The 14,668-nt window shown below is 52.2% G+C and carries 18 protein-coding genes; 2 read left to right on the top strand and 16 right to left on the bottom strand.

Annotated features, from left to right (window positions below):
* From Dpoa2040_RS11055 to Dpoa2040_RS10995, 14 genes are all read right to left on the bottom strand, one after another.
* Positions 1 to 691: phage tail protein (locus Dpoa2040_RS11055; protein WP_210423907.1), on the bottom strand; the 691-nt coding region annotated here is incomplete at its 3' end.
* 74 nt (positions 692 to 765) lie between these two features.
* Positions 766 to 888, bottom strand: coding sequence for a hypothetical protein (locus Dpoa2040_RS18475; protein ID WP_256376383.1), 123 nt, complete (start codon positions 886 to 888; stop codon positions 766 to 768).
* A gap of 40 nt (positions 889 to 928) precedes the next feature.
* Positions 929 to 1,540: a phage tail protein I gene (locus tag Dpoa2040_RS11050; protein ID WP_042870886.1), complete on the bottom strand. Its 612-nt coding sequence runs from the start codon at positions 1,538 to 1,540 to the stop codon at positions 929 to 931.
* Positions 1,533 to 2,441: a baseplate J/gp47 family protein gene (locus Dpoa2040_RS11045; RefSeq protein ID WP_146411241.1), complete on the bottom strand. Its 909-nt coding sequence runs from the start codon at positions 2,439 to 2,441 to the stop codon at positions 1,533 to 1,535. The genes Dpoa2040_RS11050 and Dpoa2040_RS11045 overlap by 8 nt, the downstream gene beginning before the upstream one ends.
* A 4-nt stretch (positions 2,442 to 2,445) precedes the next feature.
* Positions 2,446 to 2,796 carry a GPW/gp25 family protein gene (locus tag Dpoa2040_RS11040; protein ID WP_168641276.1) on the bottom strand — a complete coding sequence of 117 codons (351 nt, stop codon included), beginning with the start codon at positions 2,794 to 2,796 and terminating at the stop codon, positions 2,446 to 2,448.
* Complete coding sequence (locus Dpoa2040_RS11035) at positions 2,793 to 3,434, bottom strand: phage baseplate assembly protein V (RefSeq protein ID WP_168641275.1); 642 nt, start codon at positions 3,432 to 3,434, stop codon at positions 2,793 to 2,795. The genes Dpoa2040_RS11040 and Dpoa2040_RS11035 overlap by 4 nt, the downstream gene beginning before the upstream one ends.
* Before the next feature lie 398 nt (positions 3,435 to 3,832).
* Complete coding sequence (locus tag Dpoa2040_RS11030) at positions 3,833 to 4,294, bottom strand: phage tail protein (RefSeq protein ID WP_168641274.1); 462 nt, start codon at positions 4,292 to 4,294, stop codon at positions 3,833 to 3,835.
* A gap of 81 nt (positions 4,295 to 4,375) precedes the next feature.
* Positions 4,376 to 4,579 (bottom strand): tail protein X, encoded by a 204-nt coding sequence (locus tag Dpoa2040_RS11025; RefSeq protein WP_168641273.1) that lies wholly within the window; start codon positions 4,577 to 4,579, stop codon positions 4,376 to 4,378.
* Between the two features lie 472 nt (positions 4,580 to 5,051).
* Complete coding sequence (locus Dpoa2040_RS11020; protein WP_168641272.1) at positions 5,052 to 5,273, bottom strand: hypothetical protein; 222 nt, start codon at positions 5,271 to 5,273, stop codon at positions 5,052 to 5,054.
* A 64-nt stretch (positions 5,274 to 5,337) separates the two neighbouring features.
* Complete coding sequence (locus Dpoa2040_RS11015) at positions 5,338 to 7,455, bottom strand: replication endonuclease (protein ID WP_168641271.1); 2,118 nt, start codon at positions 7,453 to 7,455, stop codon at positions 5,338 to 5,340.
* Positions 7,456 to 7,551: 96 nt separating this feature from the next.
* The gene (locus tag Dpoa2040_RS11010; protein WP_042873933.1) at positions 7,552 to 7,776 is read right to left on the bottom strand and encodes a TraR/DksA family transcriptional regulator; all 225 of its coding nucleotides are present in this window, start codon (positions 7,774 to 7,776) and stop codon (positions 7,552 to 7,554) included.
* Positions 7,776 to 7,991 carry a DUF2732 family protein gene (locus Dpoa2040_RS11005; protein ID WP_168641270.1) on the bottom strand — a complete coding sequence of 72 codons (216 nt, stop codon included), beginning with the start codon at positions 7,989 to 7,991 and terminating at the stop codon, positions 7,776 to 7,778. The genes Dpoa2040_RS11010 and Dpoa2040_RS11005 overlap by 1 nt, the downstream gene beginning before the upstream one ends.
* Before the next feature lie 121 nt (positions 7,992 to 8,112).
* Positions 8,113 to 8,625 carry a hypothetical protein gene (locus Dpoa2040_RS11000; protein WP_050569452.1) on the bottom strand — a complete coding sequence of 171 codons (513 nt, stop codon included), beginning with the start codon at positions 8,623 to 8,625 and terminating at the stop codon, positions 8,113 to 8,115.
* A 2-nt stretch (positions 8,626 to 8,627) separates the two neighbouring features.
* On the bottom strand, positions 8,628 to 9,092 hold the full coding sequence (locus Dpoa2040_RS10995; protein WP_168641269.1) for a hypothetical protein: 465 nt from the start codon (positions 9,090 to 9,092) through the stop codon (positions 8,628 to 8,630).
* 154 nt (positions 9,093 to 9,246) lie between these two features.
* Between Dpoa2040_RS10995 and Dpoa2040_RS10990 the strand changes: the two genes are divergently transcribed.
* On the top strand, positions 9,247 to 10,059 hold the full coding sequence (locus Dpoa2040_RS10990) for a helix-turn-helix domain-containing protein (protein ID WP_168641268.1): 813 nt from the start codon (positions 9,247 to 9,249) through the stop codon (positions 10,057 to 10,059).
* Positions 10,060 to 10,689: 630 nt separating this feature from the next.
* Complete coding sequence (locus Dpoa2040_RS10985; protein WP_168641267.1) at positions 10,690 to 12,684, top strand: methyl-accepting chemotaxis protein; 1,995 nt, start codon at positions 10,690 to 10,692, stop codon at positions 12,682 to 12,684.
* 188 nt (positions 12,685 to 12,872) lie between these two features.
* On the opposite strand, the gene Dpoa2040_RS10980 is transcribed toward Dpoa2040_RS10985, so the two are convergent.
* Entirely contained in the window at positions 12,873 to 13,064 is a 192-nt protein-coding gene (locus tag Dpoa2040_RS10980) for a YebW family protein (protein ID WP_042870862.1), read from the bottom strand.
* A 99-nt stretch (positions 13,065 to 13,163) separates the two neighbouring features.
* Positions 13,164 to 14,612 carry a 16S rRNA (cytosine(1407)-C(5))-methyltransferase RsmF gene (gene rsmF / locus Dpoa2040_RS10975; protein WP_168641266.1) on the bottom strand — a complete coding sequence of 483 codons (1,449 nt, stop codon included), beginning with the start codon at positions 14,610 to 14,612 and terminating at the stop codon, positions 13,164 to 13,166.
* Positions 14,613 to 14,668 lie beyond the last annotated feature (56 nt).

Raw genomic sequence — 14,668 nt, 5'->3', positions numbered from 1 at the left:
CTGATTTATCGGCGATATCAGCGCCGTTTTGCTCTTTGAGCAACGCGGTATTTTTGACGAACGCGGTGGTAGCCAGCTGTGTGGAGTTTGCGTTTTTTTCTGCTGTTGGCGCAGTGGGAACGCCAGTTAAAGCTGGGCTGTTGAGCGGTGCGTATTGCGGGTGAGGGTTGGCGGCGGTGATATGCGCGTTAAGTTGGCTGTCGGCGTACGCTTTCACCTCAATCGCTTTATCATCGACGTATTGCCGTGTCGCCAGCACTACCGACGGGTCGATTTTCAGGGTAACGGCATCGGCGCTATTGACGATCAGGATCATACGGACGGTTTGTACCCGGCCTGAACCTTCTTGCAACTGTGGTTTATAGGTATCCGCGCAGTTCGCCACAGCAACCAGATCGCCGTCGCTGTCGTACAGGCCGATCTCACGTATCCACCAGCCGCCTTCATTTTCAGGAATAACCTGTTCAGCAATGATTTGGTTGGGGTTTTTGGGATCGACACTCAGTGCGTTGAGTGGCGCACGGCGTTTTTCATTGACCAGTTTGGTTTGAGCGGGCATCGGGGTCGGCAGGCTGCCGCCGCCATCGCCTACCGCCATTTGCGTGATAGCCAGATGGTTACCCAGCGCGGTGGCGTTAGCCAGTTTTGCCGCGCCGATATTCGTTAGTAAAGCAAAGTATTTTGTACTCATGCAGATTACTCATACGGTTAACAGGATAGGATGCCGCAACGGGCATCGGGGAAGTCGGGGGAACTGACTGGTGATCACCAGCCGGCAGAGTGCCCCGGCTGTGGATTGAGTAACGGTAGTATGCGGGAGTATCCGGCGAGCCGCACCACACGGGCGTTGGCGTAAAGCAGAGACAACAGGCGGGTATGATTCGACATAAAAAAAGCCAGCGCAGGCTGGCTTAAGGGGAGGCGTGAATCAACCGCCGACGTTCAGATCATCAATAAGGTGAATGGCTGCCCCTGTGAACTCTTCGCCTGATATGCTGATGGTTTCCGGGAAGTAAGGGTAGATGGTCAGTTCGTCGCCGCTGTAAGAGCTGGCACCCAGCGAGACGCTGCCTTGTGTATCCAGATTGATGTTCAACCCCAGCATCTGGCGGCTGACGGGTTTGGCATCGGCAATCAAACGTTCCAGTTCGTTAAACGATTCCTCCGTAATTCCGGAGTCCTGGATGCCGATATCCAACCGGAAGGTGCCGGGGGCGTCACCGGTTTGCCACCATTCTTTGATGCGAATTAGATATCCCAGCGGCTCGACCACCCGGCGCAGCGCGCCGACGGTGCCCTTATGCCGATGGATAAAAAACGCATCTTTGATGACTTTGCGTTTGACGGACTCTGACCAGCTTTCATCCCAGCGATCAACCGACAGTGTCCAGGCCAGATAAGGCAGCAACTCGACCGGGCAGGTATCAGGATTCCAGATCTGGCGCAGGGGAATCGGCACTGTTTCCAGACTGGCGCCCGTGGTTGCAACCGCATGTTCCAGGTCGGAGGAACCGGGGGGAAGCAGGGGGCTTTTATTCATCCGTTCCCCCCAATGTCAGGGTGTAGCCGGTGCAGTGCGACGCCTGAGTATCGTCCAGTACGATATCCGCAGACGGACTCGCCAGTTCCACCCGCTGCACCCCTTCCACATGCAGTGCCGCGTAAATGGCGGAGCGGCGGATGTCGCGTCCCAGACGATGCTGGGTTGTGACATAACTCTGTAGCTTCTTCTCGGCAGCAGCACGTATCGGTTCGGCTTCCGGTCCGGGGTACAGATAAAGTGTGGCACTAATGTTGTAAGGAACAATCACCGCTGATTTGACGGTGACCCGGTCAGCTACCGGCCTGACGTCCTCGGCGTTAAGCGCGGCGTTCACGGTGGCGATGAGCGCATCACTGGCGGTGCCGTCGTTTTCGCGCGACAGAACCGACACCAACACCTCAGCAGGGCCGGGGCTGATAACGGAAATATCCGCCACCTGGCCGCTGGCGCTGCGCCCATGGAACTGGTAAGCGCCGATGGAACCCGCCACGCTTAGACCTTCATAAGCCTGCTGGATACGCAAGCGGAAGTCGGTATCAGACTCCATCACGGCGGCGATGGGGGGAACGGCGGTCGTATTGGCTGGGGTGATCACCAGTCGGGAAACGTTGACGTTAGCACCCAACTGGTCCAGGTCGTTGCCCCTGGCGAATGCCAGCATACCGGCCTGCGCGGCCTCATTAATGCGCTGGCGCATCAGCAGTTCGCGGTAAGCATTTTCCTGCAACAGCTTCACCAGCGGTTCAGACTCCAGTGTCAGCGTGCGTGCGACGGCTTCTCGCTCATCACCGCTGTAGAGTGATAACAAGGTTTCCTTGCGCGACGCGTACAGGGTTTCATAATCCAGCGTTTCCACGACGCTTGGGGCGGGTAACTGACTTAAATCGATAATAGGCATGATCTCAGCTCACGGGAATGGTTAACGAAAGGGGGGTGCCGTTGCCGGCCAGCGTGCCGGAAATATCCACAATCAACTGGCCGTCATAGTGGCTTTCCATTGAGATGGATGTCAGCGTCAGTCGGGGTTCCCACTTCAGCAGCGCGACATAGCAGGCCGCCTGCACCTGTAGCTTCAGTGCGGGTGTCTGCGGTTGGTCAATCAGGGTCGAAAGCAGTGACCCATAATCGCGCCGCATCACCCGGCTGCCTTGCGGGGTAGTCAGAATGTCGCGTACGCTTTGACGCAGATGTTCCAGATCGCTGATGCGTTTGCCGGTGTTGCGATTCATGCCGGTGTACGACGTACTGGTCATAGAGGTCCTCCTGTTGTGCCGCCGCCACTTTGTACGCCGCTGTGCTGATGGGTATGCACCACCACGCCATTAGAGGAGAAACTTCCCCCTGAATGGGTGACGCTGCCTGTGATGCTGCCGCCCTGCTGCACTTCAAGGGTTTGGGTGATCAGCTTATGCGTACAGACGACTTCTGGGGTATCCAGCGTGATGCGTTCGCTGGCGTTGATGGTGACGTTTTTGGTGGTAACGGACACGGATTCCGCCGCGACGACCGTGGCGGTTTTGATGCCGGTGACGGTCAGTGCGCCGTTGGCTGGTTCATATTCCATCACCGCGCCATCAGGGAAGCTGATGTGGCAGGCATCCGCAGAAACCGATGGCGCGGGATGGCGTTCGCTATAAATACCCGGTACGACAAACGCCGTATTGAGTTCACCTCCTATTGCAAGTATGAGTACCTGTTCACCCACCGACGGCGCCCACCATTCGCGGGAACTCCCCGCACGACGGGACAGCCAGTGGAGCCACCCGGTGACCATGCCACCGGTCTGCACGCGGCAGCGTGCCTGCTGGGTATCGACTTCGGTAACGACGCCGATACGAATCAGGTTACGCAGCGCGCGCTGGATTTCGGAGAGATATTCGTATGTATTCATGGTGGGAAGAATGCGTCTTCCCGCGAAATGAGACAATTTGCCGTGGTTGTGTGGCTTCTGATAGCACCGTTGCTACGCCACATTATTCCAACGCGTACGACCCAGCTTTTCGCGGTGGAACAGGATGATGACAGGATATAAATCCAGAAGGGCAAGTCGTGGTTATTCCTGGTAAATGGTTATTCCTGGTAGCTAGTGCGTTATTCTTAAAATAACGTGCGATAAGGAAAATAACCGCGAAGGGAGGTATTCAATTAGCGGATGCCGCTGCGGTAATAAAATAGAAATAAACGAGGGGATGATAATTATTGAGCGGGTAATAACCATTCGGTATGGTTAGCAATGAAATAAACAGGCCGTTTTGTCACGGCCTTATCGGGGAAATATATCTCAGAGCATCAGTTGCCTTGCCATTGGCTGATTAATTCACCTGCAATATAGAGTGAATGGGGGCGGCTAGCCGGTTCGGGCGGCGTGGGTTCCGGTTCATAATGCACTTGCAGCGTCTGATTCTGTTCAGTGACGCGATTGCGTTCCGTCAGATTAAGCCGAACGGACAATGTGCTGGTGTTATCGGCATGGTTATCGATGGTGAAACTGATACCTTTATTGCGAATGCTCTCGCGTGTTAACAAGTCTGGTTGATTTTGACGCACCCAGAGTAACAGGGTGACAAAAAGCGTATCCGGGTTATCAGTGAAGTTATTCAGCGTCAGCAGCAACTGATAGCGGTATTCGAATGACAGCGACGGCTCCTGCAATGCAGCAATTTCACCTTCCTGAATCCGAAACTGTAATCTATTACTTAATAAAGGTAATGCCGTAGTCAGTGCAAGTCTGAGGCTTTGCGGTTTTTGCATAGTAAGATTCCTGGTGTGGCGACGATCTCCAGGTTGCCTGATTTGATTTAATTAAGGCGAACATGGAACCAATGAGCCTGATTATTCCCAGATATTAATGCTTTCCTGTGAGCTGGAAACGCTAATATCGGGCAGGGTCACGGCAGTGCCGTGTGGCAGAAGCGGACCAAGGTCCGCCAGCCCTGGGTTAGACTGCATAACCGTTTCTACCACGCCTTGCGTGCGGCCATAGTAGCGGTAACAGAGCGCGTCCAGGGAGTCGTCCTGATGGGCGTAGACTTTCATGTGACACCTTTAATTGCAGATAAAATAAGGCCGAATAAAACGGGGCTTTTCTGACCCTTTATCCTCCAGAGGATTGGTGTTGCCCGCAATACAGGAGCGCTGTAGCGCTGATGGCACAACAACGGATAAAAAACGTTTCGGTGAACAATTCCCCCGACCGATATTGATCGGCAGGGGGAGTGCGTGTTGTTCTACAACTCGAATTATTTAGGGTCTATAAAGTGAAATATATCACCAACGAACAGATCTACACTGGGTCAAATAATACAATTTATATAATACAGGTCATGCCAAATGTATATACCGGTTTTAACCGGGTAGGCTGTTGTTATTAAACAGTCTGAATACGAAAATAAATTTTGCTGTGTATCGGTCTGGCGCGTTGGCCACAGAGAAAATCCATTAATTTGTATGTGCTTCTGGCGGAGTGCCAGATTATTTCACGTCGGTCGTTATTATCCATCGCAATCCCTCACAACATTTGTTGTTCGAACCATTCCTTCATTCGTTGCCCATCACTGCTGTTCTTCAGAAATTGTTGGTAATCACTGTTCGGGAGTTCGCCGTGAGACAAGTCGGCGATTAACGCCATGGCGATTTTCATTTCTTCAGGATTACATTGTGATATCAAAGACATATCGGCAATCAATCGAATCCTTGACAAGGTCAGCTCTCTGCTTTCAGTCTGTTCCACGGTACCTCTTCCATTGTGAGACTGTATTTATATACAGTACTTTAATTCAGTAGTATTAGTCAACTTATAAGTGCAGGACCTGTGCACTCATGATGTGCTTTTCATCAACGGCGAATATAGTTTTATTCCTAATTTCATCAATCAGTTGACCGTTAATTCTTACCCTGGCCCCGCGCACCAGCGCCTCCCGTTCCCAGCGAGAGGTTTCAATGCCTTGCTGACGAAGACGGGGGTGTAACGAGGCCAACTGGTCACGCTGAAAATAGGTTAGTCGTGCTGAAGGAACACGAGGAATATCACTAAATGCGTAAGGGCGAACGCCCGATGAAAACGCTCCCCCACAGTTATTGACAGAACTCCAAGGGCGACTATGCCGATAGCCATCGACGACATCATTGCTGGCATGGTGTTTAGCGACAATTTGCCATTCATCTGGTCGGGTGGTGAATACCTGTTCGCTGCCGCACTGGGCGGAAAAAATACCCACGGTGCGTACAATCGCTTCGTCGTAGGCGTTTAATCGTTCGCTGGCGGCTCTGGCGACACGGACTGACTGGTGTTTTCGGGCAACGTTTGCACCGCCTTGTGCTTCGATATAGGCGGCAAAATCGCCGCGATCGGCGGCGTATCTCACCATCTCGGCCTGCTCGCCCAGCGAGTCCGTCAGGGATAGGCTACGAATCCTCCGGCATTCACGGTATGCGCCAACCGTGGGCAGACCGATAAAATGGAACTGAGGAATACGCCAGAGCGATGCCCAGGCCGAGGCGGCCGCAGCCATATCTTTCAGCGGCTTTCCGGTTTCATGGTCTGATTCGCCATCCAATGCATAACCATCAATGTTTTTAGCGATATATTTGGCGACATAGGCCGTTGCACCGCCTTTGTTGATGTGTTTGCAGTCAAACAAGCGTTGTACTGCGTCGCTGTTTTCCTGTTGCAGCACATAACGTCGCAGGATATCGACAACCGCCTGACGCTGCGCGCGCTCGCAATACAGCATCATGTGCCAGTGCGGCGTGCCGTCGTGATGAGGCTCGACGACCCGCAAACCGTAGATATGCAACTTGCGATCTTTGAGCGCAGTACGGATTTTGCTCCAGAGTTTGACCAGATAGTGCTGGGTCATTTTGGGCGAAGGGCAATCCGGCATCCATGTAGTGTTAGGCAAGACCTGGTTATTGCCGCGGGTACGAGTAGGATGATAATGGCCGGGAGCGGTCAGCGTTACCAGCATACCCATATGGTGGTGTGCGGTGGCGTAACGTTCAATGCCCGCCAGCATCGCCATCAGTTCCATGCGCCGAATGTTTGGGTTGGCGATACTGGCCATGACTTTATCGACCAAATCCACACGCTCGCCACTGCGGGTGTTTTCCAGCTCGCGGCTTTTCAGAAAATCCAGCGTCGCCAGACGTCGGTGGCGGATATCCTGCCAGGCCTGACGGCTGAGAAACGCAGACGCAGCGCGGCTGACTTCGCCGCTGGCAATCCATAATGCTTCGCGCCAGCGGGTTCGCTGGATTTTCAACTGGCGCTCCCACCATCGGGGAGTGACCAGTCGCATGATGCCGGAAAATACCTGTTCTAACGTCATCGACCCGTTTTGATGACGATGCCAGTGGGCGGGCGTTACGTTTAATGCGTGCGCCAGTGCCGCTAACTGGCCATAGATGTGCGTTTGTGTTTCATGACTGAATAGCGGTGCATGACCACTGGCCGATTTCTGTAAGTAGCTTTCGCAGCAGGCGTTGTAGGCATCGTTCATATGGCCGGCAATGCGACGGGCAAAGGCGGATAAGACCTTGTCCGGCATGTCCGGCAATTGATGATACTGTTCCGCTTCACTGATGAAGTGCGACGAACCGGCGGTGTTCATTCGGTAACGGGTATTAACGGCGTCGATCCGGGGCCACAGCCGTCGGTGAACTACCCTCAGCAGATAGTTGAACGCAACCTGTAGCCCCTGATGTTGCTTCAGATACTCGAAACGACGCCGAAAGTGATCGGCCAGAAAACGTGGTAGCAGCGCCAACTGATACAGTACTGCTTGCCCTTGTTGCAGGGTATCCGAAGACAGCGTGCTGGATTCAGGCAGGATGGCGGAGCGGGGGGCATTCCAGGCATAGACCCAGTGATGACACCCGTTGTCAGCGCTTTTTTCAGTTTCGTCAGACATCATAACCAACCAACGTGTTGCCTACCCGATGAGCGTATGCCGGATTAGCGGCGCAAATAGCTGCATGTTGCTCCAGCCAGTCAGCCAGTAAGTTCGCCGTCACGACGGCAAGCGGTAGTGGCGTTGCCGCTGCTCGCGGATTTCCTGGCAGGAGACGCAACACACCACCCCCGGAATCGCCTGACGGCGGGCTTGAGGAATCGGAGCCTCGCAATCCTCGCAGACTGATGAGGACGGCGTCGCAGTGGAGGTGCGTGCCTGAGCGATTTGTGCGTCCAGCAGCATGGCTTGCTGCTCCTGAGAAATGTCCATACTGTCTGCCATCAGTGCGTCTCCCATATCTGGTGCCGGATTTTTTCAGCTTCCTGTTGCAGCAGCGCTACCAACGCCTGCAAGGACAAGCGTTCTTGCCAGGCGTGCTGTGCCAGTTGCTCCAGATGCTCGCTATAGCGATGCGCAAACTCCGTGCGCCAGACATCATTCGGAGGAGCGTCCTCCGTGATGGTGTGGGGCTGATGTATTAATCGTGTGTTTTTCATACAATCTCCTGATAATAAGCAGCAACAAATCCTGCCTGCCGAACGGCGGCCTTTGCGCTGGTGGTTGGGGTAATGACGGTTGTTTTTTGGGTGAAATTCGTTGTCAGTGAAAAAACGGCTGCTAGCCTGAATAATGTTCGGGTTTGATGCTGGTCAGGATGTCTGGCGCATCGATAAACATGCTGTGTAATTCACCCACCGCGCGAATTAGCGCTTTAGCCCATTGGCAATCGGGATCGTCAATGCGCCGTAAAGGCTGATTAAACTCCTGGTTGGTAAGCCCGGCATGAAAAAATAACGTACGACGCTCACTGAGGGTGAGGGATCTAATCGATGGTAATAAATGGGTTTGTTCCTGTTTTTCCGGTTCCCCGAACGCGCTGCGCAGTTCGCTTAGTGCACTGACAATCCTTTCTCTGGCCATCTCATCCATCTCGTCCAGGTAGTAGACGCACCAGCGTTGGTGCAATGCGGCATGAAAACACAGCGTGCGCCGATAGCGTTCAGATAATCGCCGGTAAAATAGGCATGTCTGTTCCCAGCGTGAATCCGCAAAGTGTTTTCCGAGAAGCGCTCGCAAATTTGGCGGCAGAGTCTGTAGATGCTCGGCGGTAAAAGCATAATGTGGTTTCATGATTACGCTCGCTCGCCATCATGGCGGTTAGTATTTGGCGTCAGGATTTTACGATTAACTTCATTCGATTTTTCGAATTTAATTTTAAAGTCATTGCTGCCATTCACAGGAATTAAACGGCAGTCCCAATCCGATAACGTATGGATAGCTAAGGCAACTAAAAACAGGGTTGCCGTCCAGAAAGGAGTGAATGCCGTTTTTGCATTTGCAAAATAAGGTGGCGCGATGGTACTGCTGATTGACGGATGTTGTTGCCCCGTATGATGCGGGATACGCCACATTACAGGTACTGGCGCTACCGCTCGCATTGCATTGTGCAAGCAGGTGAAAGTCGCCCTTGCCTGAACAGGTATACTATGAGGTATGCGGTTATCGATGGAAAAGTTCGTTTCCGTGCTAATGAATCCACTCGATGAAGTAGGATTATCCTCAGAAATGAGCGATAGAATTGAAATCTCGTCCGACATAAAGCAATATCTCCCCCAGGCTAGGGTGTTCTATGGTGTTACATGTGCTATGCAGACACTATAAAACACGTAACGTGTATATGTAAATACTCGTGAGGTGTTTTTGAATACAAATGGTGATGCCGCGTCTGCGGCCTCCGTGCTTGAGCGCATTATGTCGAGCTATGGAGTAAAGACTCAGAAGGAACTGAGCGAGGTGACTGAAATACCGACCAATACAATCAGTAACTGGGTTCAGCGAGGGAACGTGCCGGGTAATATTATTCTGAAATGTGCGCTTGATACTGGAGCGGATGCCGGATGGCTGGTAACAGGTGAATTTGCAAATGCAAATGTCTTTGCCCATAAATCACCACTGAAGGGCAAAGCGCTTTATGAGCAGATTTTGTCATCAGGCGGTAAGGCGGTGCTGCGTCGTATGCTGGATGCCTATGGGTTCAGTACGCAAAAAGAACTGGGGGATTTGTTGGGTATTGCGCCCGGTACGATTAGCACCTGGATTCGCCGTGATTTCTTTCCTGGGGATGTGGTGGTTACCTGCGCGCTCGATACCGGTGTGTCTCTGGCGTGGCTGGCGACGGGTAAGGGGTCGCCACAGCAGCATGACACCCCTGCCGGTCGCCACGATGACGGCAACGTATGCCTGATTCCACGCAATGTGTTGAAAACCGGTAAATTACAGGAAGCAGGGGAATGGAAGGCTGACCCACAGTTTATTCCAGCCGGATTGCATACGCCTTTGTTGGTTGAGGGCAGTTCGTCTTCCTGGCTGGTGGATACCGGTATTACCAGCATCAGCAATGGCCGTTGGTTGCTGGATATTGATGGTAAGAACGATATCTATGACGTCGCACTGCTGCCGGGGCGCAAAATGCAGGTCGAAGGTGGCGGTTTGCAATTCCAGTGTGGGGTGGATGAGGTTACGCCACGTGGTGTGGTGGTGCTGACATTCATACCCAGTTTATGAGATCAACACACCCGGTGCGTTCATCATGCATAGCACCGGGTGTGTTTTTATTTGACCTTTGTCATCAGCCCTGACATGTGATGGTCGTGACAATATTTATTATCTGGTCAGAAAAATAACGTTGAAAATGTGATGCGTGGTCGGGAATGATTTTACTTTTGCTGAGTTATCCAGATTGTATAATTTATATACGGCAAAAAATAATGTCATGCATGTAAAAATGCATCATACAATTAACATTGCTATTACATTGGTTTCTATTTTTGGGGTAACAGAATAAAGCCGAAATTATAGCTGATGGCTATCATGCTGTTATTTTATTTTTCATATTGTTGTTCGTTATCACCTTTCAGATAAATATCTATTCCCTTCTAATGATTTGGTTTTTCTGCCTTTAATTTAAGACGATATGAACTGTGATGACTGTCTAATTGTTTAGTGATTGCCCACGCTTTTATTAAACTACGATATATACAGGCCGATAAATTTTCGAGGCTGGGATGCGCAGTCTGAAAACCTGGATGGTAGTCATTTACTGAATTATTACGTGGCGATGCATTTATCCGTCATGATTGCCATGCTGCAAATATTATGGCAATCGGATAACGATAATCATAAACAGGTGATTCTATGAGTATTCTGGGTGAAAAATACGATAGTCTTAAAGTTGGAACCCGGTTGTCACTAGGGTTTGGCTCGGTGCTGTTATTGTCGCTGGTGGTATTGGTTTCCGGCATCTTTGGGTTTCGTGCCGTGGATGATAATAATAATAAGGTGCTGTTGACCAATCAGCTTAATGCCGCATTGGCTCAGGCTCGCGTCTTGCGTACGCAATTTCAGTTTACGCATGACTACAATGTTATGGAGAAAAATGGGGTACTGGTCAATAAAATGGGTGACATTATCGTTCAGGCTAAAAGTCTGAGTTGGGATAAGAGCACCATTGATGATATCGAACGTATTGATCAGGATTTGAAAACTTATCGCACCGCGCGAGATGCCTTTATTACCGCCAGTAAAACGCGAGATGCAGCCGGGTTGAAAATCGGCCAGGATGAAAGCGAAAAGGTGCTTGAAACGTTCCAGAGTACGTGGCAACAGGCAAGTGGCATCCCCGCTGATATCCAGGTAGTGCTGTATCAACTCAGTGAGCATATGTCTGCCATTCGCGATGTGGCGCATGATTTGCTGCTGGCGCCGTCTGACAGCACGTTGGCGGTGACCCTGAAACGTATTGATATCGCGGAAAAGGCTATTAAGGAAAAAGCCGGGCACGTGCCGCCGGAAGTGCAAACGGGGTTGAAAACAGCATGGGATTATTTTCTGGCGTATCGCCAGTCTGCCAGGGCTTATCTGGTGGCATTTCAGGATGAAACCCGTGCCAGTCAGGCCATGACGGCTGCGGCGGAGGCAGTGAATACGGATGTATCCACCTTGTTTAACCAGCAACTGGCTAATTCCAGCCAGACCATCCAGTCATCGGAATTAAAAATGACGGTGACCGGGGCTGCGGTCATTTTGCTTGGCATCGTCATGACATGGCGCATTGCGGTGCAGATTGTGGCCCCAATTCAGCAAGGGTTGTCAGTGGCGGAGCGTATTTCCAGCGGTGATCTCTCGTCGTCGATCAGTTCTTCGCGTCGTGATGAGCTGGGTATGTTGATTTCCGCCATGGCAAATATGAACGACAAATTGCGAACCATGATTCTGGATATTCGGGAAGGGGTGGGAAATGTGGCGTCTGCGTCGGCGGAAATCGCCGCAGGCAATGTTGACCTTTCATCACGCACCGAACAGCAGTCGGCAGCGGTGGTGGAAACCGCCGCCAGTATGGAACAGTTGACCTCGACGGTAAAACAGAACTCGGAAAATGCGCATCATGCCTCGCAACTGGCATCGGAAGCGTCGCAAAATGCCATCAAGGGCGGTGAAATCGTCAGTAACGTGGTGAAAACCATGAACGATATCTCCAGCAGTTCCAAACGTATTTCTGAAATCACGTCGGTGATTAATAGCATCGCGTTTCAGACTAACATTCTGGCGTTGAATGCGGCGGTTGAAGCGGCGAGGGCGGGTGAGCAAGGGCGCGGTTTTGCGGTCGTCGCCAGTGAAGTCCGCAATCTGGCACAGCGTAGCTCGCAGGCGGCTAAGGAAATCGAAGGGCTGATTCAGGAGTCGGTTTCACGGGTCAATACCGGTTCCGAACTGGTGGATGATGCGGGTAAAACCATGCAGGATATCGTGCGATCTGTCACGCATGTATTTGACATTATGGGCGAAATTGCCTCTGCATCGGATGAGCAGAGCCGCGGTATTAGCCAAATTGCTCAGGCTGTTACCGAACTGGATAGCACCACACAGCAAAATGCGGCATTGGTGGAAGAGTCATCTTCGGCAGCCAGTTTGTTGGAAGAACAGGCGCAGTTACTGATGCAGACGGTATCCGCGTTTCATCTGGGCGATGATCATCATTCGCATCATGGCGGTGCAACGGCTAATCATCAGGCATTATTGCTGAGCAAACCGGGCCAGTCAGGCCGGAAAACGGCGCATAAGAAGGCTGAGTCGCAGCCGGCTGGCGGCACAACACACCATGCTGATAAAGATGAATGGGTGAAGTTTTGAGTGGCATGACAGGGTTAGCATCATCGGGCGCTAACCGTGTTAAATCTTAATCATAACAGTCAGTTCTCATTACCTCGGTTTGGGCAATGTCGTTACAACTGCGGCGTTGCCCTTTTTTATTGGATGTTGGTCATATTTATTGGATGCAGGTCATGTCTTGTTGTTGCAGTGAAAGTCGCACGGTGTGACTAATGATCCCGATACGTATTCGCCGGTTTCCAGTACCCGCTGTGAAAATCATCAACCGGAAAACAGCCGCCGTTACGAATTTGCTGTTCCTCCATGGCCCCCAGACATTGTGGTTCATTGATATAGGTTCCCGCGACCAGACTCTCGCAGTTACCGCCCAGGTAACAGACAAAGATCACCAGTGCGAACATAGATTCCTCAACAAGTTGGGTGTTGATGTTACGCGTTGATTGTGAGTGTAGATGAAAAAAACCGACCGGGAGCGCCGTTTACCGCGACCCGGTCAAAGATTAATCGATGGAAAGCACCACATTGGCGCCATCGCGCACCAGATCACGAGGCAGGGTATTTTTCAGCCGCTGACCGACGCGTTTGGTCAGCCCCAACGTGGTCTGTTGCCAGGTCAACAGCATCTCATCATGGTTGATGAAGGAGGGGGGGTAAATGTCTTTGCCTCGATACCAGTCCACAGCCTGCTCTGCGCTGAGCGCACAGGCATTCGCGCTGTCAGGGTTGCCCAACGCCACGATAGCTTCATGTTGCCAGCGATAGCCTTTGGCAAAGCGCTCTGCCAGTTTGATGCCGATACGGGAGAACCGTATTCTGCCCAGCATGGGTTGTACTGCTGTCGGAAACAACCAGATTTCATCGTCCCGCTGCCACAACTGTAATTGCTGTTCTGACCATTGCAGACCCGCCTGTCGGGCATGTTGGCGAATCAGCTGTTCATCTTTGTGGCTGAGAGGGGTAAACGGCAACCTGCCAAGTTTGTAATCCGGCGCTGCCAGCGGCGGTACGCTGGCGGTTTTACGTAAACGCGCCACAAAAAAACCTTCGCTGTCGTAAACTTGCGGGAAGACGTGTAAGAACCCCTCATCGGTGAGCGCACGATGCGCTTGCGGGAAGAGATCCTTTAACGATTCGCTCTCGCAGGCATCGGGGAACTGTTGCATCAGCCAGCGGCAAACATGTTGGTTTTCCTGATGATTCAGCGTGCAGGTGGAGTAAATCAGTACGCCGCCTGGTTTCAGAGCATGGAAGGCGCTTAGGATCAGCTCGCGCTGGGTCGCCGCGATATCGGCGATGCTTTCCAGCGACCAGTGGCTCATGGCGGCAGGATCTTTCCTGACCACACCTTCACCAGAGCAGGGCGCATCCAGCAGGATAGCGTCAAACGTTTCTGGCAAAGCACTGCCGAATACCCGGCCATCAAAGTGCGTCAGCGCTGTATTGCTGACTCCGCAGCGGTGCAGGTTGGCGTGCAACACCTTAACCCTGCTGGCAGAGTATTCATTGGCGACGATAACGCCCTGATTGTTGAGTCGGGCGGCGATCTGCGTGGTTTTGGAGCCGGGAGCGGCGGCCATGTCCAGCACCTGTTCCGGGGTATCATTTACCATGAACAGTGCGCTGACCGGCAGCATAGAGCTGGCTTCCTGAATGTAGAACAGGCCAGCCAGATGCTCCAGCGTGTTGCCGAGCCGCATGGCTTCTTCATCAGCGTTCAGTAACCAGAATCCTTCATCGCACCAGGGTACGGCTTCCAGTTCCCAACTGTAGGGCGCGACCAGCGCAAGAAAATCGGGCACGCTGATTTTTAACGTATTAACACGAATACTGCGGCGCAGCGGTCGCTGGCAGGCATCGATAAAGGCATCCATGCTCAGATGTGCAGGCATGATGGCTTGCATGGCGGTCAGAAAATCGGGAGTGAGGGAGGCGGGAATAGGTTTGGCCACAACAACGGTTCCGTTACAACAACAATCAAAACGCCAATCTTACCATATCCCGGCCA

Origin of the sequence: Dickeya sp. CFBP 2040, from assembly GCF_012273755.1 — a bacterium.
Classification (GTDB): domain Bacteria; phylum Pseudomonadota; class Gammaproteobacteria; order Enterobacterales; family Enterobacteriaceae; genus Dickeya; species Dickeya poaceiphila.
The sequence above is the reverse complement of the archived record's forward strand: the minus strand, read 5'-3'. Positions and strand labels throughout refer to the sequence as shown.